The organism is Dietzia cinnamea NBRC 102147, assembly GCF_001571065.1.
GTDB classification, from domain to species: domain Bacteria; phylum Actinomycetota; class Actinomycetes; order Mycobacteriales; family Mycobacteriaceae; genus Dietzia; species Dietzia cinnamea.
Genome location: NZ_BCSW01000002.1, coordinates 55,001 through 71,717, shown reverse-complemented (window position 1 = coordinate 71,717; position 16,717 = coordinate 55,001). Strand labels below are relative to the sequence as shown.

Genomic DNA, 16,717 nt, shown 5'->3' with positions numbered 1-16,717 from the left:
TACCGTCAGGAGACGGCGGAGTCGATCTCGTCGATCATCGACTCGAGGACGCCGAGCCCGCCCCCGACGAGGTACCAGTTCTGGCCGTCCAGGAAGTGGACGTTGTCGTTGACCGCAGCCGAGGTCCGGTTGAAGAGCGGGTTGTCGAGCAGGGCCGCGGCGGCCTCACCCTCGGCACCGATCGCCGCGTCCCGATCGATGACGAAGACGTGGTCGGGATTCAGCTCGGCGATCTGCTCCCAGCTGAGCGGGGCACCGTGGCTGCCCTCCGCCTCGAGTTCACCTGCAGGCGACATCCCGAGCTCGTTGAAGATCAGATCGAAGCGCGAGCCCGGTCCGTACCCGGTCACCTTGCCGCCGGACGTCATCAGGACGAGGGCCGTGCCCGCCCCCTCCGCCTTGGCCCGGGTCTCGGCCACCATCTCGTCGATCTCGGCGAGCTCATCGACAGCCTTGTCCTCGGCTCCGAACAGCGCCGCGATCTCCTCGACCTTGGCGCGGTTCGACGCGATCGTGTCGGATGTGTCCGGATCTCCGGCGATCACCTGGTCGGAGATCTTCGCGAACTCCGGCTCCATCTCCCGGGTGCGGTTACCGAACAGGATCAGGTCGGGTCCCAGTTCGGCGATGACGTCCATCTTCGGCTCCTTGAGGCTGCCGATGTCCGTGTACTCGTCTCCCGCGTACACGTCCAACGCCGCCGGGAAGACTCCGGTCTTCACCAGACCGATGACCCGATCCTCCAGGTCGAGCGCATCCAGGGTGTCGGCCGCCGCGTGACTCGTGAGCACCACCCGGGTCGGTCCCTCCCCCTCGGCGCCGGCGGACTGTGCGTCCGAGCTGCCGCACGCAGTGAGCGCGCCACCGGTCAACGCGATCGCTGCCGTTGCGGCGGCGATCTTGGGGAATCGCTTCATGTCACTCCAGGGATAGTTCGGAAGGTTAGCCTCACCTTAACCGCACGAATCATCGATAGGCAAGTTGAAAGTATGGCTTGCCTCACTTAACACGCACCACGCCTCTTCCTCGAACCCTGCGACCGTGGTGCGTCCCGCCCGGCGGCATCGAGGAGACCGGATGCGGGAAGGCCCCGGATTCAGGACAATCAGAGTCATGACCGAACGACAGTACGACCAGGACACCGACGGTGACTACGACGAGAACACGCTCGACGGTAGCGAGGGTCTCGACGCCGACGTCATCACCACGGACAACGAGGACCTGACCGTCGACCCGCCGGAGACGTGGAAGCCGATCGAGGAGAACCACGACCTCGACGACAAGCTCGCGGCCGAGCGTCCGGACGTCGACAGCCCGGAGCCGGAGGACGAGGGGGTCTCGCCAGAGCCCCGCGACGAGATCGACGAGCTCGACCCGGACGGCGAGACCCGGGTCCTCGGCGAGGCCTGACCGAAGCGACCGACCGCGGGGGTGTCGCCGTGAGCGTCCCGGATATCGCGGCGGCGATGCGCGCCCAGGACCGCCGTCGCTTCCTCCCGCCGGAGGTCGTCGGAGACCACGCCCTCGACGCTCCGCTGCCGATCGGGTACGGGCAGACCAACTCGCAACCGTCCACCGTGGCGGACATGCTGACCCTCCTCGAGCCGTTCCCCGGTATGCGGGCGCTCGACGTGGGGTCCGGTAGCGGATGGACTTCCGCGATCCTCGGCGAGCTCGGCGGGCCGGACTCGGAGGTCCGCGCCGTCGAACTCGTCCCGGAGCTGGTGGAAAGTTCCCGCGAGGCGATCGACCAACCGTGGGTCCATGTCCACCACGCCGAACCGGGGGCACTCGGCCTCCCCGGGCACGCGCCGTTCGACCGCATCCTCGTCTCCGCGATGGCCGACGACCTCCCCCGCGAGCTCGTCGGCCAGCTCGGCGAGAACGGGATCATGGTCGCGCCGTGGGCGAACCGGATGCACCGGGTGCGGCGATCGGGCGCCGACCTCGAGATCAGCGAGCACGGCGGTTACCGGTTCGTGCCCTTGATCCACACCCGATTCCGACCAGCATGATCCGGCAACTATCCTGGGACGCAGATCATCCACCTGCACACCCAGGAGCCGTCGATGGCCGACTTCCTCTACGAGGACCTTCTTCCCGTCGGGGAGGACACCACCGAGTACCGCCTTCTCACCACCGAGGGCGTCTCGACAGTGCAGGGCCCCGACGGCATGACGTTCCTCAAGGTGGACCCCGAGGCCATCCGCCTGCTCACCGAGACGGCGATGCACGATATCTCCCACTACCTCCGTAGTGACCATCTCGCGCAGGTCGCCAAGATCCTCGACGACCCCGAGGCCAGTGACAACGACAAGTTCGTCGCGCTGGACCTGCTGAAGAACGCCAACATCGCCGCCGGCGGCGTGCTGCCCATGTGCCAGGACACCGGCACGGCCATCGTCAAGGGTGAACGCGGCCAGCATGTGCTGACCCCCGGCCCGGACGAGGAGGCGGTCGCCCGCGGCGTCTACGACGCGTTCACCCGGCTCAACCTGCGCTACTCGCAGAACGCGCCCCTCACCATGTGGGACGAGAAGAACACCGGTTCCAACCTGCCCGCGCAGATCGAGATCGGCGCCAACACCACGCCCGGATCCGGATGCGCTTACAAGTTCCTCTTCATGGCCAAGGGCGGCGGGTCGGCCAACAAGTCGTTCCTGTACCAGGAGACCAAGGCGATCCTGAACCCCGAGCGGATGATGCAGTTCATCGAGGAGAAGATCCGCTCCCTCGGCACCGCCGCGTGCCCGCCATATCACCTCGCGATCGTCGTGGGCGGCACGTCGGCGGAGTTCGCGCTCAAGACCGCCAAGCTGGCCTCCGCGCACTACCTCGACGAGCTGCCCCGCGAGGGCGCGATGACCGGTCGTGGATTCCGCGACACGGATCTCGAGGAGAAGGTCTTCGAGCTCACCCAGCAGATCGGCATCGGCGCACAGTTCGGCGGCAAGTACTTCTGCCACGACGTGCGCGTGGTCCGGCTGCCCCGACACGGGGCCTCGCTGCCCGTCGCGATCGCCGTGTCCTGCTCCGCCGACCGTCAGGCCAAGGCCAAGATCACCCCGGAGGGCGTGTTCCTCGAGCAGCTCGAGTTCAACCCGGGGCAGTACCTGCCGGCCACCACCGACGCGGAGCTCGACGCCGCGACCGACGGCGTGTCCGGCACGGGCAAGGGCGCGGCGGTGAGGATCGATCTCAACCGGCCGATGCCGGAGATCCTGGCCGAGCTGAGCAAGCACCCGGTCAAGACGCGGCTCTCGCTGACCGGTCCGCTGGTCGTGGCGCGCGACATCGCGCACTCCAAGATCAAGGAGCGCCTGGACGCGGGCGAGGAGATGCCGCAGTACCTCAAGGACCACCCCGTGTATTACGCGGGTCCGGCCAAGACGCCGGAGGGCATGCCGTCGGGGTCCTTCGGCCCCACGACGGCCGGACGGATGGACTCCTACGTCGAGCAGTTCCAGGCCGCCGGCGGCTCGATGGTCATGCTGGCCAAGGGCAACCGCTCCAAGCAGGTCACCGACGCGTGCGCGACGTACGGCGGCTTCTACCTGGGCTCGATCGGCGGCCCGGCCGCTCGCCTGGCGCAGGACTGCATCAAGCACGTCGAGATCATCGAGTACGAGGAACTCGGCATGGAGGCGGTGTGGAAGATCGAGGTCGAGGACTTCCCCGCGTTCATCGTGGTCGACGACAAGGGCGAGGACTTCTTCGCCCACACCGGTGAGGTCACGCTGACGATCGGCAAGCGCCCCGGGCTCTGATCCGTCCTCCCGGCCGTCGTCCGCGCAGCTCAGTCCCCGCGGGCGGCGGCCTCGAGAGTGGCGACGTCGAGCTTGACCATGCTCATCATCGCGGTGAACGCGCGTCGCGCCGCCTCGGGGTCGTCGCCGCGGGCCAGGTCGTAGAGCATGTGCGGGGTGACCTGCCAACGGACCCCGTATCGGTCGATGAGCCAGCCGCACTGGACCTCCCGACCGCCGCCGGCGAGGAGTCGGTTCCAGTAGTGGTCCAGTTCCTTCTGGGTGTCGCACCGGATCTCGAGGGATACCGCGTCCGTGTACTCCGGAGGCGTGAGAACTCGGCGGCCTCCTGCGCTTCGGTGGCGAACCACAGGCAGGTGCTCATCTGGGCCATCGTGTTCCCCTCCGCGGTGCCGGAGACGCGGGGCCCCGGCGGTGCCCTTCAGTGTGCGCCGGTGCGCCTCAGCCGGGAAAGCCGTTCGGCGTTGCGGTTTCGGCCACGGTCCCACTACGGCACGGGCGACTAGGATCGGCGCCATGGACAGGATCACGCGTATCCTCGCCCCTCTGGCCCTGGCCGCGGTCACCGGCGCCACCCTGGTGGCCTGCTCGTCCGCCGACGGCCCCACCGGTGGGGACTCCGCCGCGCCGGCGTCACCGACCGCGGTGACGACGGCGGAGACGGCGACGACGACGAGCTCCACCCCCGTACCCGGGTCCGCGGGCTCCCCGGTCGACATCCCGGCGGCGGTGGCACAGCGCTGGGAGGAACTCGGTGGCGAGCAGGGCATGCTCGGCCGGGTGACGGGGCCCGCTACGGAGGTGGAGGGTGGTTCGGTCGTCGATTTCGAACGGGGTGCGATCGTCCTGACTCCCCGGGGCCGCCCATTCGTCGTCCAGGGCGAGATCCTCGCCGCCTACCGCGAGGCGGGCGGCCCGGCGGGCGATCTCGGCTTCCCCACGGCGGACGAGGCGACCACGGACGGCGGCTGGATCTCCACGTTCGAGGGAGGCGTCATCACCTACCTCGACGGGGTCGCGGAGGTCGAGACCGACTGACCCGGGCGGGCCCGGCGCTCACGGCGCCGATATCGTCCAGTCGTGACGTCCGCCCCCTCCCCGACACCTCCCCCGACCGCCGGCGGCGTCCCGGCCACGATGCTCGTCGCGCTGGCGTTCACCGGGGCGATCGGCCCCTTCGCCACCGACACCTACCTGCCGGCGCTGCCGCTGATCGTCGACGAGTTCGGGGTCACCGCCTCGACCGCGCAACTCACACTCACGGCGTTCATGGTGTCGCTGGCGCTGGGCCAGCTGGTGATCGGCCCGATCTCGGACCGGACGGGCCGCCGGACCCTCCTCCTGGCGGGCGCGATCGGCACCGCACTCGCGGCCGTCGTCTGCGCACTCGCCCCCGCGATCTGGGTGCTGCTGGCCGGGAGGGTGGCCCAGGGCTTCTTCGGCGCCGCCGGCGTCGTGCTGGCCAAGGCCGTGATCGTCGACGTGGGCCGGGGCGACGGGGTGGCCAAGGCGTTCGCGACGCTCATGGCCATCCAGTCCGTCGCCCCGGTGATCGCCCCGCTCGTCGGCGGCGCGGTGGTGCCCTTCGGCGGCTGGCGGGGCGTGTTCTGGTTGCTCGCCGCACTGGCCGCCGTCACGGCCGTCGGCGTGGCCGTGGCCGTGCCCGAGTCGTTGCCGGCCGCGGACCGTCGCGCCGGCGGCGTGCGCGCGGCCCTCTCCGGCATGCGGGCCGTGGCCACGCACGGGCCGTTCGCCGCCCGTGTGTCGGTGTTCGTGTTCACCTTCGGCGTCCTGTTCGCCTACATCTCGGCCAGCCCGTTCATCTACCAGGACATGGTGGGCCTGTCGCCCACCGCCTACGCGATCGCCTTCACCGTCAACGCACTGGGCATCCTCGTGTCGAACCTCGCGGGCGCGCGGCTGGTGGGCAGGTTCGCACCGGAGAAGCTCATGGGCACCGGGGTGGTGGGCATGGTCGTGGCGATCGTGTTCCTCGTCGTCGTCGTCACCCTCTCCCCCGCCGGCACCCTCTCGCTGGCGCCGGTCACGGTCGGGTTCATCGTGCTCACTCTGTCGATCGGCACGGTCCTGCCCAACGCGGTGGCCCTGGCCATGCAGGCCACCGGCGGCAACTCCGGCGCCGGGTCGGCACTGCTCGGCGCCGCCCAGTTCAGCCTGGCCGCGGTGGTCTCGCCACTGACCGGGCTCGCCGGACCGCACTCGGCCGTCCCCATGCTCGCGGTGATGGGCACATGCGCGACGATCGCCGTGGTGGCCGCGTGGGCGATTCTCAGCCGGCCAGGGCGCGCCACGTGAGCGCCGCCGCCAGCGCGCCGACGGCGTTGAACGCCCAGTGCAGGCCGATCGGTGCGAGCAGGCTCCGGCTGCGGCGGCGGATCCAGATGAATCCCGCGCCCGCCACGGACGTCGCGGTCACCGCCAGGCCTATCCCGGCCAGCTGACCGACCGGCCCCGTTCCCAGGACCTCGGCCAGCCCGGCGTTGCCGGCCGTCAGGCCCAACGACGACGTGACGTGCCACAGACCGAACGCCAGTGAGCCGATCACGAAGACCCCGGTGGTGCCGAAGGTGCGCTCGAGGGCACCCTGCAGGACGCCCCGGAACGCGAACTCCTCCGGCAGGACGGTCATCAGCGGGATGAGCACGAGCGCCGAGAACACCGCCATCCGCAGGTCCGAGTAGCGCTCGGAGAGGAAGAACGGGCTGGTCGCCGGGATCAGACACCCGGCCGTCACCACCGCGGCCACGGCCACGGTCGCGGCGAGGCCGTACGCCAGTCCGCGCGGCATGTGCCGCAGGGACAGGCCCAACTCGGCCCACTGCATGCCGCGCACCTTGACCACCACGACCATCACGAGCACGGCCAACGGAACGATCCAGTCGCGGTACGGCAGCCCCGCCAGATTCGCGGTGAGGTTGATGGCCACCAACGTCCCCAGCACCCCGACGACCCCGACCACCCCCCGGAGGCGAGAGCGGTCGAACGGGACGCGGTCGTACATGATGCGGTCGTGCGGTGACATCGTCCCGACGATACCTCGCGCCGCACGGTCGTGGGCACCGGTCACCGCGGGCACCGCTACGACGCCCGCGACCCCCACGCTGCGCTGGGTCCTCGACGCCCCGGGACTGAGCGTTACCCTGGGACGACCCGGCCTCGCGGTCGGACCCGTCCGCGGGGTCATGCCCGCCCGCCCGAAATGAGGTCTTCCATGGCCGGTGGACTCGCCGCCCTGCTCGACGACGTCGCTGTACTCGCACGCATGGCCGCCGCCAGCGCCGACGATGTCGCGGCCGCCGCGGGACGGGCCAGCGTCAAGGCCGCCGGAGTCGTGGTCGACGACACCGCCGTCACGCCCCAGTACGTGCGCGACGTCGATCCGTCGCGCGAACTGCCCATCATCCGCAAGATCGCGCTCGGATCGCTGGGCAACAAGGCGATCATCATCGTCTTCGCGCTCCTGCTCAGCCAGTTCGTCCCGTGGCTCCTCACCCCGATCCTCATGCTCGGCGGCCTCTACCTCTGCTACGAGGGCGCCGAGAAGGTGTGGGAACGTGTCTCGGGACACCACGAGGAGGCCGCGCCCGTCGTGGAGAAGGGCCCCGAGGCCGAAGCGCGGATGGTGCGCAGCGCGGTGACCACCGACTTCATCCTCAGCGCCGAGATCATGGTGATCGCCCTCAACGAGGTCGCGTCCGAGTCGTTCTGGTCGCGGGGGGTCATCCTCGTGGTGGTGGGCCTGGCGATCACGGCGCTCGTCTACGGTGTCGTCGCGATGATCGTGAAGATGGACGACATCGGGCTGCACCTCGCGGCCAAGGACTCCCCCGGCATCCAACGGTTCGGCCGCAACCTGGTCAAGGCGATGCCGACCGTACTCGAGGTGATCTCGTTCGTCGGCATGCTCGCGATGCTGTGGGTCGGCGGACACATCCTTCTCGTGGGCCTCGGCGAGCTCGGTGTGACCGCGCCGTACGACCTCGTGCACGTCCTGGCGGAGCCCGCGGCCGGCGTCGCCGGCGTGGGCGCCGTACTCGGATGGCTGGTCGACACGGCGTGCGCCCTCGTCTTCGGCCTCGCCGTGGGTGCGGTGATCGTCGCGGTCATGCACCTGATCCCCCGGCGGGGATCCGGTGACGGACACCGCGATGCGCCTCGCGGCGGCGGCGTTGCCGGCGGCGGCGACCCGCGGGCGACCGAGGGGACGGGACGGGAGACCGATCGCTGATGCTCCTCACCGTCGGACACGGCCGACTCGACCGCGACGAACTAGCCCGCCTGCTCCGCGGCGCCGGGGTCGAGCTCCTCGTGGACATCCGGAGGTTCCCCGGTAGCCGTGCCAACGAGGCGGCGGCCAAGGGCGCCGTTCCCGAGATCGTCGGGGAGGCCGGCATCGACTACCGCTGGGAGGAGGCCCTCGGCGGGCGCCGACACCTCGATGCCGAACAACGACGGCGGTCGCCCGACACATGGTGGCGCGTGGAGGCGTTCCGGGCGTACAGCGCCTGGACCCGCGACCCCGCCTTTCGCGAGGCCCTCGCCCGCGTCGTGGCGGACGCGCACGAGCGGCGGGTCGCGGTGATGTGCTCGGAATCGGTGTGGTGGCGCTGCCACCGGAGAATTGTCGCTGACGTGGTGGCGACCGTCCACGAGCTGCCGGTGGGGCACCTGATGCACTCCGGCTCGATCACCGAGCACACGCCGAGCGAGGGCCTGCGGCTCGACGAGGACGGTAACCCGGTCTGGGACGGTTGATCAGCTGTCGCCGCGAACCCGGCGATCGCTACGAACCCGGCGCCGGAGACCGCCGCGTGCCCGGCCGTGGCCTAGTCTCTCGGCCATGGATCCCGCATCGACGCTCGCCCCGAACCTCACGCCCCTGGCGGCACTCCTCGGCTCCTGGAAGGGGAACGGCGCGGGGACGTACCCGACGATCGACGACTTCTCCTACACCGAGGAGCTCACGTTCACGGATGTCGGGAAACCCTTCCTGCACTACACCCAGCGGACGTGGGCACCGAACGGCTCGCCCATGCACACCGAGACAGGGTTCCTCCGAGCGCCCCGCGACGGCGTGGCCGAGTTCGTCCTCGCCCAGCCCACCGGGCAGACCGAGCTGTGTGAAGGCACGGTCGTCGCAGAGGCCGACACCGTCGTGTTGGAATTCGACTCGCGCGTCGTGGGCAGTGCCACCGCCAAGGAGGTCGTCACCACCAGTCGCCGATACGAGATCGTCGGCGACCGGATGGTGACGACATTCGCGATGGCCGCCGTGGGTGTACCCCTCACGCACCACCTGCGCTCGGAGTTGCGCCGGGTATGAGCCCTGCGCCCGCACCTGCACCGGCCACCGCCGGGGCCGCGCGTCAGCGCGCGGTGCGCTCCCGCAGGATGAGCCGGGACAGCGAGTCCAGCGCGAACCCCAGCACGCCGATGACCAGGATCACGGCCATGACCTGGTCGTAGGCCAGCTGATCGCGGGCGTTGAGGATCTGATAACCCAGCCCCGACCGAACTCCGAGCATCTCCGCGGGCACCAACACGATCCACGCCGTGCCCAGGGCGAGCCGGATACCGCCGAGGATCGCCGGTCTCACCGCCGGGATGACGACCCGCGTCAGTCGCTCCCACCCGCTGGCGCCCATCGTGCGGGCCACGTCGAGATAACCCGGGTCCATCGCGTGGACGCCGGACGAGGTGGAGAGCATGATCGGCCAGATCGCCGCCGCGGCGACGAGGAAGATCACCGGCTCGTTGCCGATCCCGAAGACGGCGATCGCGACAGGCGCCCACGACAACGGCGAGATCATCCGGAGGAACTGGACGAGCGGGCCCGCGACCGCCTCGGCGCGCCGACGTAGGCCGAGCCACAGCCCGAGTGGGACACCGAGCAGAGCGGCCACCGCGAGCCCGGCTACCAGGCGGTACAGACTGACCGCGGCATCGGAGAGCAACACCCCACGGTCGAGCAGGTCGCCGAAACCGGACCACGTCTCCGCCGGGGACATGCCTCCGATCACCGGGTCATCGGTGACGAGGCCGGAGGTGAGAAGAGCCCAGACCGCGAGCCCCAGGAGAAGGCCCACCAGGCCGGCTCCCCAGCGAGCGGCGAGCCCCCCTGCGCCGACACCGCGACGACCCCGGCGAACGCTCGGGGTCGCGCGCTCGTCCGATCCCCGGTCCGCGGCGGCGCTGGCGGCGCCGAGCTCGGGGGCTCCGGGCCCGGCGATCATCGGGTCGGCCGCCACCGGGTCGGTGCCCGGATCCGGCGTGGAGTCGGTGCGTGTCATCTAGATCAGCCGTTCGTGTCGGGTCAGCGAGGCGGGGAGACCGAGGGCGGCGGGCCCGCCGTGGCGGGCGATCGCGGTGCGGACGAACCCGTCGTCGACGAGTTCGCCATGTACGCCCGCGGGGTCGAGGCCGTCGAGGAAGCGGGTCTCCCCGTCGACGACCGTCGTCCGCATCTGCCTCACCAGCTCGGCGGTGAAACTGGGGAACGGATACGGGTGGAAGTCGATCCGGTTGCGCGCGGGTCCGCCGTCGGGGTCGGGAACTGTGCCGGTCATGGCCACGTCGACCGCTTTGGGCGGCTGCGGCAGATAGCCCTTTCCGGACAGGATCGCGGCGGCCGCGGAGCGATCCGCGGTGATCCCGAGCTGCGCCGCGACGGCGGCGTCGACGAGAGCCTGGACGGTGTCCGGTCGGTTGTCGATCAGCTCCCGGTGCACGACCGTGACGCAGCAGGCGTGATCCCGCCACACCTGATCGAGCAGCATGTGCAGCGAGCCGACGCCCTGCGCGACCGCACCGGCGTTGAACGGGTCGGCGACGGTGAAGGCCGAGATGGAGCCGGTGGCGAGCGCCGGGATCATGTCGGACGGCCCCATGACGACGAGTTCGACGGTGTCCTCCGGCCGGCTCGGGGCCCGTCGCGCCACGGGAGTGAGACCGTGCGCGCGTAGGACCCGCTGCAGCAAGATGTTGTGGATCGACCACCAACCGGGGATCGCCACCTGGGTGCCGGCGAGTTGGCCGATCTCCGTCACGTCCGGGGCCACCGTGATGGCCCCGCCGCCGGTGTGGTTCCAACTCACCACCTTGACGTCCGCGCCGATCACGTACCGGAGCTGGACGGCCGAGGGCATGAGCAGGTGGATGAGGTCCACCTGGCGGGTGAGGAACGCTTCCATGAGCGACGACCAGGACCGGAACAGCACCGGCCGACCGACGATGAGCCGCTGCCGCTCGAAGTATCCGTCACCGTGCGCGACGAGCAGGGGGGCCGCGTCGGTGATCGGCAGGTAGCCGATCCGGAGGTCGTCGGTGGCCGCGCCCCGCGACGCCGTCGCCGCCGTGACCAGCGAGCCGAGCGAGGCGGCGCCCCCGAGGGCACCGGCCCCGACGGCGAGGGCACCTCCGGCCCTGAGCAGAGCCCGCCGGTCGAGAAGGGGGCCCCTGGCCCCGGCAGAATCAGACATCGCCGCGACGGTCAGGCGGTCCGGTAGGCGGCGAGAATGCTCTCTCGCAGGGCCGGATCCGAGTCGGTGGTGCCGTGAGAGGGGTTCGTCCACTCCTGCTGCACGCGGCCCGATGAGCCGAGCAGCGCGATGCGAGAGCCCACGACCAGTGCCTCGTCCACGTCATGCGTCACCATCACCGAGGTGACCCCGAGGTCGGCCGTCACACCGACGAGCCACCGCTGCGAATCAGCCCGGGTGACCGGGTCGAGTGCGCTGAACGGCTCGTCGAGCAGGAGGATCTCCGGGCGCGTCGCCGCGGCACGGACGACCGCGACCCGCTGCGCCTGCCCGCCCGAGATCTGATCGGGGCGGGAGTCGGCGAGCTCGGCGATACCGAAGTGGTCGAGAAGATCATCGACGTGACGCGCGTCGACGCGGCCCCGCAGTGCACGGAACCGGCCGCCCAGCGCCACGTTCTCCCGCACCGTGAGCCACGGGTACAGCAGCGGCTTCTGGAAGACCACGGCATAGGAGTGGCCACCGCCGCCGATGCTGCCCGAACCGACACGGAGTTCGCCGCCGGCCGGTTCCTCCAGCCCCGCCAGGAGCCGGAGGAGAGTGGACTTACCGACGCCGGACGGGCCGAGGAGGACGAGCGACTCACCGGACCGGACCTGCAGATCGAGGTCGGTGAACAACGGCCGACCACCGGGCAACCGGTGCTGGAGGCCCGTGACGCTGACGGCCACGGGCTTCTCGAGCACTCCGGCCGTCACGGCGCGACCCCGAGCCGGTCGAGCTCCCACCGCAGCTGAGACTGGGAGGGCGACTGCACGGGAAGGAACGCCGCCTCCCTCATCCGACGGTTCGCAGGGGCCGTCTGGGCGTACCCCATCCCCCCGCAGAGGACGGCCTCGAGCCGGGTCGCCGCCGGCGCGATCTCAGCCCCGTCGAGTCGCAGGAGCAGAAGATCCTTCAGCGACGCCTCGTGCGGTGCCGCACCGAGTCGGTGCAGTTCGGAGTGCATATGCGCATGACGAGCAGCGAGGTCGGCGTGCTCGTCCGAGTAGAAGGCACCGAGTCCTTCGAGCCGCCCCTCGGCCTCGGTCAGAGACCGGGCGGCGACGCCCGAGCAGAACGCGGCCTGGAGGACCAGGAACTGGGGGCGCACGCCGGACAGGAAGTCGGCGAGATCCTCGCCGAGCACCTGCTCGTCGGGGACGATCACGCTGTCCAGACCGATCATCATGGAGGCGGTCGCGTTGAGTGCCAGGAGGTCCGGAGCATTGCGGATCTCCACGCCGGGCGCGGAGGCGTCGAAGGTGACGACCAGGCTGCGCCCGTCCTCGGTGTTGGCCGCGAGAACGATCGTGCTGTCCGGGTACACGTTGGACGCCCACGCGATCGGTCCGTCGATCCGGTAACCACCGTCGACCTTCGTCGCGGAGATCGGGACGTTGCCGAGGCCGACTACCTGCCGCTGGGCTGCGGCCATCCCGGTGACGCCGGGGCGGCCGCCGTCCGCGACGGCCCGGTAGGTCCGGGCCGCCGCGTCGGAGCGGTCGGCCGAGTGCCGCAGGTAGGCGGCGGTCATCCGCTGCGCCCACGCTGCGAACGCGACGGCCAGGCTCTCCGTGGCCACCGCCTCGATGACCGCGGCGGCGGCGGAGACCGGCGTGCGGTCCACGTCGAAGAGGCCGAGGTCGGCGAGTGCGGCGATGTCCTGACGCAGATCCGCCTCGTTCCGGTCCAGCGCGGAGGCGCGTGCGGCGACGGAGTCGATCACCGCGACGAGACCCGCCACGTCGACACTGCCGAACTCACCGGCGGCGAGCCGGGCCCTGGGAGCCCCGAGGTCGTGGGTGATGGTGTCGGTCGCGGAGTCGCTCATGCCAGCTCGTGCAGACGCGAGATGGGGGTGGACACGATCTCACGCGCGCGGACGACGGCGTCGGTGTCCGGGGCGTTGTAGAAGCACAGGCACTTGTCCGTGTCCTCACGGACGTAGGTGCGCAGGAAGGAGACCTCGGGGATCTCCGCGTACTTCGGGGACTTCTCCTTCTTGCGCGTGAGGTAGGTGTCCATGTCGATCTCGGCTGGGATGTCCCACTCGACCAGGTAGCCGGCCTCGGGACGGGCCGCCTTGATGGTCTCGAGGTCGGTGCCCACGAGACGCACCTGCGCGGGCTCGGTGACCTCGGCCGCACCGATCGCGGACGCGTCCAGGGCGGGTGCCTCGAAGGCGCAGGCACCGTTCTCGTCGTCGGGGAGCTCGATGATGGTGAAGACGCGGGAGGCGCCCTTGGTCACCTGGGTCTCGATGACCTCGGCGCCGGAGCCCGCGAGGGTCGAGGCGATGGAATCGATCAGCGCGGAGGGGTCGGTCTGCTGCTCCGCCGAGGGGGTGATCTCGTAGAGGAAGAGGGTCATTGGGGGGTGTTCCTTTCCCGGGGCGTCGTCTCGTCGTCTGGCCCCACGGTAGAGAGAACAGACAGTTCTGTCTAACTATTCCCGGGCGGGCTCCCCCTTTCCGGAGGGCGGCGCGGTGAACACTGGGAGAACGGAGAGCCGGAGCCCCGACCGCGCAACTACAGTGGTGTCATGCGTACTGTTTTCCGATCCAAGCTCGACGAGTTCGAGGACCAGCTGATCCGCTTCTGTGAGACGAACACCCGGTTGCTCGAGCGCGCCACCGCCGCCCTGCTCGACGCTGACGAGGTCGCCGCCACAGAGGTGATCGACGGCGCCGCCGAACTGGAGGACCTCCGTGAGGTGAGCGAGCAGCACGCCTTCGAGCTCCTCCTACTCGAGGCGCCTGTCGCCGGTGACCTCCGCCAGGTGGTCTCGGGCATCTACATCGTCGAACACTTCACACGGATGTCCGCGCTCGCCGGCCACATCGCACGAGTGGCCCGACGTCGGCATCCGCACCCGGTCGTTCCCGAGCCCGTCGTCCCCCTCATCCGCGAGATGGCCCGCCGCGACGGCGTGATGGCCCGACAGCTCACGACCCTGCTCAGCGACCACGACGCCGACAAGGCGCGGACTCTCAACGACGACGACGACGCCGTAGACCAACTCCACGCCGACCTCATGAAGGAGATCTCGTCGGAGGACTGGCCGCACGGGTCGGTCAGCGCGGTCGACCTGGCGTTGCTGGCGCGGTACTACGAGCGTTTCGCCGACCACACCGTGAGCATCGCCAACCGCATCGTCTACCTCGCCACCGGGGAGCGCCCTGACGGCGGCTCGCTCTCCCACCTCGACGACGGCACCGTCCTCGACTGACCCGCACCGACCGCGGCGATACCGGGCCAGATCACCGGATCCTCCTCGCGGATCTCGATGACGCCGGCCTCCCTGTCCGGAGACGCTCCCCCGGTCAGGCGAGGCTGACCGCCGCCCGCGCGTCAGCGGGCGGCGCGGCGTTCCGCGCGGCCGGCCTCAGCGGCAGATGGCGCCCGTCGAGGCGGACTGCACCAACTTCGAGTACTTGGCGAGGACGCCGCGGGTGTAGCGCGGCGGCAGGGGCTCCCACCCCTCGCGCCGGGACCGCAGTTCGGACTCGTCCACCAGCAGCTCGAGGGTCCCCTGCGAGACGTCCAGTCGGATCCGGTCGCCGTCCTTCACGAACGCGATCGGTCCACCGTCCACGGCCTCCGGGGCGATGTGGCCGACGCACAGCCCGGTGGTGCCACCCGAGAAGCGCCCGTCGGTCATGAGCAGGACGTCCTTGCCCAGGCCGGCGCCCTTGATCGCACCGGTGATGGCGAGCATCTCACGCATGCCGGGGCCGCCCTTGGGACCCTCGTAGCGGATCACGACGACATCGCCCGCCGTGATGGTCCCGTCCTCGAGAGCATCCATGGCAGCGCGTTCGCGCTCGAAGACGCGCGCGGTGCCCTCGAAGACGTCGGAGTCGAAACCGGCGGACTTGACCACCGCACCCTCGGGGGCGAGCGACCCGCGCAGGATCGTGATCCCGCCGGTCGGGTGGATCGGCTCGGACATAGCTCGGAGCACCTTGCCGTCCGGGTCCGGCGGAGCGATGTCGGCGAGATTCTCGGCCACGGTGCGGCCGGTGACGGTGAGGCAGTCACCGTGGAGCAGCCCGGCGTCCAGCAGCGCCCGCATGACCACGGGGACGCCACCGATCTTGTCCACGTCGGTCATGACGTGGGCACCGAACGGCTTGACGTCGGCCAGATGCGGCACCGTGGCGCCGATGCGAGCGAAGTCGTCGAGGGTCAGTTCGACCTCGGCCTCGCTGGCGATCGCGAGCAGGTGTAGGACCGCGTTGGTGGACCCACCGAAGGCCATGACGACTGCGATCGCGTTCTCGAATGCCTCCTTGGTCATGATGTCGCGCGCGGTGATGCCCTTCCGCAGCAGCTCGACCACGGCCTCGCCGCTCGCCTTGGCGTAGTCGTCGCGCCGGCGGTCCGGGGCCGGCGGCGACGCGCTGCCCGGCAGGGACATACCCAGCGCCTCGGCGGCGCTCGCCATCGTGTTGGCGGTGTACATACCGCCGCACGCGCCCTCGCCCGGGCAGATGGACCGCTCGATCGTGTCGACGTCCTCCCGGCTCATGAGACCGCGCGAGCAGGCCCCGACGGCCTCGAAGGCGTCGATGATCGTGACCTGCTTCTCCGTTCCGTCGGAGAGCTTGGCGAAGCCGGGAAGGGTGGACCCGGCATAGAGAAACACGCTCGCCAGATCCAGCCGCGCAGCGGCCATGAGCATGCCGGGCAGGGACTTGTCGCAGCCGGCGAGCAGCACAGAGCCGTCGAGCCGCTCGGCGCTCATGACGGTCTCGACGCTGTCGGCGATCACCTCACGCGAGACCAGCGAGAAGTGCATCCCCTCGTGGCCCATCGAGATGCCGTCGGACACCGAGATGGTGCCGAACTCCAGCGGGTAACCGCCTCCGGCGTGAGTCCCGTCCTTGACGGCCTTGGCCAGCCGGTCGAGCGAGAGGTTGCACGGGGTGATCTCGTTCCATGAGGAGGCCACACCGATCTGCGGCTTGACCCAGTCGTCGTCGCCCATACCCACCGCGCGGAGCATCCCGCGGGCGGCGGTCTTCTCGAGCCCGTCGGTGACGTCGCGGCTTCGGGGCTTGATGTCGACCTCGCGGCCGGTGGCCGCGTGTCCTGGGCGAGGCATGTCGGTTCCGGAGCTCATGCGCACAGCCTAGGCATTGTCGGCCCAGCTGCGCGGTCGGCCCCTCCGCCGCGGCCCGACAGACCACCGATCGGGCCGGGGATTCCACACCCGCGGGCCTCGGCGTGATGCAGCCGCTGCATGAGCTGAACCAGTACATGCAGCCGGGCTACGAGGGATACCTCGACCACCCGGTGCCGACCGTAGCGGAACTCCTGCGTGACGCGGGATACCGCACCCCTTTCGCCGGCGAGTGGCACGTCGGCCTGTTCCCCCCTGGGAGAAACTGAGCTGCTGCACGTGGCA

At 70.3% G+C, this 16,717-nt stretch carries 19 protein-coding genes; 10 read left to right on the top strand and 9 right to left on the bottom strand.

What is annotated here, in order from left to right; genetic code table 11:
- Positions 1 to 5: 5 nt before the first annotated feature.
- Positions 6 to 917, bottom strand: coding sequence for a siderophore ABC transporter substrate-binding protein (locus DCI01S_RS01445; RefSeq protein WP_007632520.1), 912 nt, complete (start codon positions 915 to 917; stop codon positions 6 to 8).
- A 196-nt stretch (positions 918 to 1,113) separates the two neighbouring features.
- Between DCI01S_RS01445 and DCI01S_RS01440 the strand changes: the two genes are divergently transcribed.
- Genes DCI01S_RS01440 through DCI01S_RS01430 form a run of 3 tightly spaced genes read left to right on the top strand, consistent with a single transcriptional unit; the run spans position 1,114 to position 3,767 of the window.
- On the top strand, positions 1,114 to 1,410 hold the full coding sequence (locus tag DCI01S_RS01440; RefSeq protein ID WP_007632519.1) for a hypothetical protein: 297 nt from the start codon (positions 1,114 to 1,116) through the stop codon (positions 1,408 to 1,410).
- Between the two features lie 29 nt (positions 1,411 to 1,439).
- Positions 1,440 to 2,015: a protein-L-isoaspartate O-methyltransferase family protein gene (locus DCI01S_RS01435; protein WP_232303016.1), complete on the top strand. Its 576-nt coding sequence runs from the start codon at positions 1,440 to 1,442 to the stop codon at positions 2,013 to 2,015.
- A 54-nt stretch (positions 2,016 to 2,069) separates the two neighbouring features.
- On the top strand, positions 2,070 to 3,767 hold the full coding sequence (locus DCI01S_RS01430; protein ID WP_061227627.1) for a fumarate hydratase: 1,698 nt from the start codon (positions 2,070 to 2,072) through the stop codon (positions 3,765 to 3,767).
- A gap of 29 nt (positions 3,768 to 3,796) precedes the next feature.
- Here DCI01S_RS01430 and DCI01S_RS01425 read toward each other — a convergent pair whose 3' ends face one another.
- Entirely contained in the window at positions 3,797 to 4,117 is a 321-nt protein-coding gene (locus DCI01S_RS01425; RefSeq protein ID WP_007632512.1) for a VOC family protein, read from the bottom strand.
- Positions 4,118 to 4,283: 166 nt separating this feature from the next.
- Here DCI01S_RS01425 and DCI01S_RS01420 point away from each other — a divergent pair, with 166 nt between their 5' ends.
- Together DCI01S_RS01420 and DCI01S_RS01415 are read left to right on the top strand one after the other, a co-directional pair.
- Positions 4,284 to 4,805 (top strand): LGFP repeat-containing protein, encoded by a 522-nt coding sequence (locus tag DCI01S_RS01420; RefSeq protein WP_007632510.1) that lies wholly within the window; start codon positions 4,284 to 4,286, stop codon positions 4,803 to 4,805.
- A gap of 42 nt (positions 4,806 to 4,847) precedes the next feature.
- The gene (locus DCI01S_RS01415) at positions 4,848 to 6,083 is read left to right on the top strand and encodes a multidrug effflux MFS transporter (protein ID WP_232303017.1); all 1,236 of its coding nucleotides are present in this window, start codon (positions 4,848 to 4,850) and stop codon (positions 6,081 to 6,083) included.
- Here DCI01S_RS01415 and DCI01S_RS01410 read toward each other — a convergent pair.
- Entirely contained in the window at positions 6,058 to 6,810 is a 753-nt protein-coding gene (locus DCI01S_RS01410; protein WP_061227682.1) for a CPBP family intramembrane glutamic endopeptidase, read from the bottom strand. The two genes, DCI01S_RS01415 and DCI01S_RS01410, sit on opposite strands and share 26 nt — an antisense overlap.
- Positions 6,811 to 6,999: 189 nt before the next feature.
- On the opposite strand from DCI01S_RS01410, the gene DCI01S_RS01405 reads away from it, so the two are divergent.
- The 3 genes from DCI01S_RS01405 (at position 7,000) to DCI01S_RS01395 (ending at position 9,111) form a co-directional block, all read left to right on the top strand.
- The gene (locus DCI01S_RS01405; RefSeq protein ID WP_061227625.1) at positions 7,000 to 8,016 is read left to right on the top strand and encodes a DUF808 domain-containing protein; all 1,017 of its coding nucleotides are present in this window, start codon (positions 7,000 to 7,002) and stop codon (positions 8,014 to 8,016) included.
- Positions 8,016 to 8,543 (top strand): DUF488 domain-containing protein, encoded by a 528-nt coding sequence (locus DCI01S_RS01400; RefSeq protein WP_061227624.1) that lies wholly within the window; start codon positions 8,016 to 8,018, stop codon positions 8,541 to 8,543. The genes DCI01S_RS01405 and DCI01S_RS01400 overlap by 1 nt, the downstream gene beginning before the upstream one ends.
- Positions 8,544 to 8,628: 85 nt before the next feature.
- Complete coding sequence (locus DCI01S_RS01395) at positions 8,629 to 9,111, top strand: heme-binding beta-barrel domain-containing protein (RefSeq protein WP_061227623.1); 483 nt, start codon at positions 8,629 to 8,631, stop codon at positions 9,109 to 9,111.
- Between the two features lie 43 nt (positions 9,112 to 9,154).
- On the opposite strand, the gene DCI01S_RS01390 is transcribed toward DCI01S_RS01395, so the two are convergent.
- The 5 genes from DCI01S_RS01390 to DCI01S_RS01370 are packed head-to-tail and all read right to left on the bottom strand — an operon-like array spanning position 9,155 to position 13,678.
- Complete coding sequence (locus DCI01S_RS01390) at positions 9,155 to 10,078, bottom strand: ABC transporter permease (RefSeq protein ID WP_311200406.1); 924 nt, start codon at positions 10,076 to 10,078, stop codon at positions 9,155 to 9,157.
- A complete protein-coding gene (locus DCI01S_RS01385; RefSeq protein ID WP_007629774.1) occupies positions 10,079 to 11,266 on the bottom strand; it encodes an ABC transporter substrate-binding protein in 1,188 nt (395 codons plus the stop codon).
- An 11-nt stretch (positions 11,267 to 11,277) separates the two neighbouring features.
- Positions 11,278 to 11,964: an ABC transporter ATP-binding protein gene (locus tag DCI01S_RS01380; protein WP_050797162.1), complete on the bottom strand. Its 687-nt coding sequence runs from the start codon at positions 11,962 to 11,964 to the stop codon at positions 11,278 to 11,280.
- Positions 11,965 to 12,020: 56 nt separating this feature from the next.
- Positions 12,021 to 13,139, bottom strand: a complete 1,119-nt coding sequence (locus tag DCI01S_RS01375) for an acyl-CoA dehydrogenase family protein (protein WP_007629771.1) — start codon at positions 13,137 to 13,139, stop codon at positions 12,021 to 12,023.
- Positions 13,136 to 13,678 (bottom strand): DUF4242 domain-containing protein, encoded by a 543-nt coding sequence (locus tag DCI01S_RS01370; protein ID WP_061227622.1) that lies wholly within the window; start codon positions 13,676 to 13,678, stop codon positions 13,136 to 13,138. The genes DCI01S_RS01375 and DCI01S_RS01370 overlap by 4 nt, the downstream gene beginning before the upstream one ends.
- A 171-nt stretch (positions 13,679 to 13,849) precedes the next feature.
- Between DCI01S_RS01370 and DCI01S_RS01365 the strand changes: the two genes are divergently transcribed.
- Positions 13,850 to 14,536, top strand: coding sequence for a phosphate signaling complex PhoU family protein (locus DCI01S_RS01365; RefSeq protein WP_061227621.1), 687 nt, complete (start codon positions 13,850 to 13,852; stop codon positions 14,534 to 14,536).
- Between the two features lie 156 nt (positions 14,537 to 14,692).
- On the opposite strand, the gene ilvD is transcribed toward DCI01S_RS01365, so the two are convergent.
- The gene (gene ilvD / locus DCI01S_RS01360; RefSeq protein ID WP_232303018.1) at positions 14,693 to 16,432 is read right to left on the bottom strand and encodes a dihydroxy-acid dehydratase; all 1,740 of its coding nucleotides are present in this window, start codon (positions 16,430 to 16,432) and stop codon (positions 14,693 to 14,695) included.
- Positions 16,433 to 16,539: 107 nt separating this feature from the next.
- On the opposite strand from ilvD, the gene DCI01S_RS16625 reads away from it, so the two are divergent.
- A complete protein-coding gene (locus DCI01S_RS16625) occupies positions 16,540 to 16,701 on the top strand; it encodes a sulfatase-like hydrolase/transferase (protein WP_239550338.1) in 162 nt (53 codons plus the stop codon).
- The last annotated feature ends 16 nt before the right edge of the window (positions 16,702 to 16,717 follow it).

Excerpts from the sequence above, each read along its gene's own strand:
- DCI01S_RS01400 (WP_061227624.1), top strand. The coding sequence starts at position 8,016 with ATGCTCCTCACCGTCGGACACGGCCGACTCGACCGCGACGAACTAGCC.
- DCI01S_RS01385 (WP_007629774.1), bottom strand. The coding sequence starts at position 11,266 with ATGTCTGATTCTGCCGGGGCCAGGGGCCCCCTTCTCGACCGGCGGGCT.
- DCI01S_RS01370 (WP_061227622.1), bottom strand. The coding sequence starts at position 13,678 with ATGACCCTCTTCCTCTACGAGATCACCCCCTCGGCGGAGCAGCAGACC.
- DCI01S_RS01390 (WP_311200406.1), bottom strand. The coding sequence starts at position 10,078 with ATGACACGCACCGACTCCACGCCGGATCCGGGCACCGACCCGGTGGCG.
- DCI01S_RS16625 (WP_239550338.1), top strand. The coding sequence starts at position 16,540 with ATGCAGCCGCTGCATGAGCTGAACCAGTACATGCAGCCGGGCTACGAG.
- DCI01S_RS01445 (WP_007632520.1), bottom strand. The coding sequence starts at position 917 with ATGAAGCGATTCCCCAAGATCGCCGCCGCAACGGCAGCGATCGCGTTG.
- ilvD (WP_232303018.1), bottom strand. The coding sequence starts at position 16,432 with ATGAGCTCCGGAACCGACATGCCTCGCCCAGGACACGCGGCCACCGGC.
- DCI01S_RS01440 (WP_007632519.1), top strand. The coding sequence starts at position 1,114 with ATGACCGAACGACAGTACGACCAGGACACCGACGGTGACTACGACGAG.
- DCI01S_RS01395 (WP_061227623.1), top strand. The coding sequence starts at position 8,629 with ATGGATCCCGCATCGACGCTCGCCCCGAACCTCACGCCCCTGGCGGCA.
- DCI01S_RS01420 (WP_007632510.1), top strand. The coding sequence starts at position 4,284 with ATGGACAGGATCACGCGTATCCTCGCCCCTCTGGCCCTGGCCGCGGTC.
- DCI01S_RS01410 (WP_061227682.1), bottom strand. The coding sequence starts at position 6,810 with ATGTCACCGCACGACCGCATCATGTACGACCGCGTCCCGTTCGACCGC.
- DCI01S_RS01405 (WP_061227625.1), top strand. The coding sequence starts at position 7,000 with ATGGCCGGTGGACTCGCCGCCCTGCTCGACGACGTCGCTGTACTCGCA.
- DCI01S_RS01430 (WP_061227627.1), top strand. The coding sequence starts at position 2,070 with ATGGCCGACTTCCTCTACGAGGACCTTCTTCCCGTCGGGGAGGACACC.
- DCI01S_RS01365 (WP_061227621.1), top strand. The coding sequence starts at position 13,850 with ATGCGTACTGTTTTCCGATCCAAGCTCGACGAGTTCGAGGACCAGCTG.
- DCI01S_RS01375 (WP_007629771.1), bottom strand. The coding sequence starts at position 13,139 with ATGAGCGACTCCGCGACCGACACCATCACCCACGACCTCGGGGCTCCC.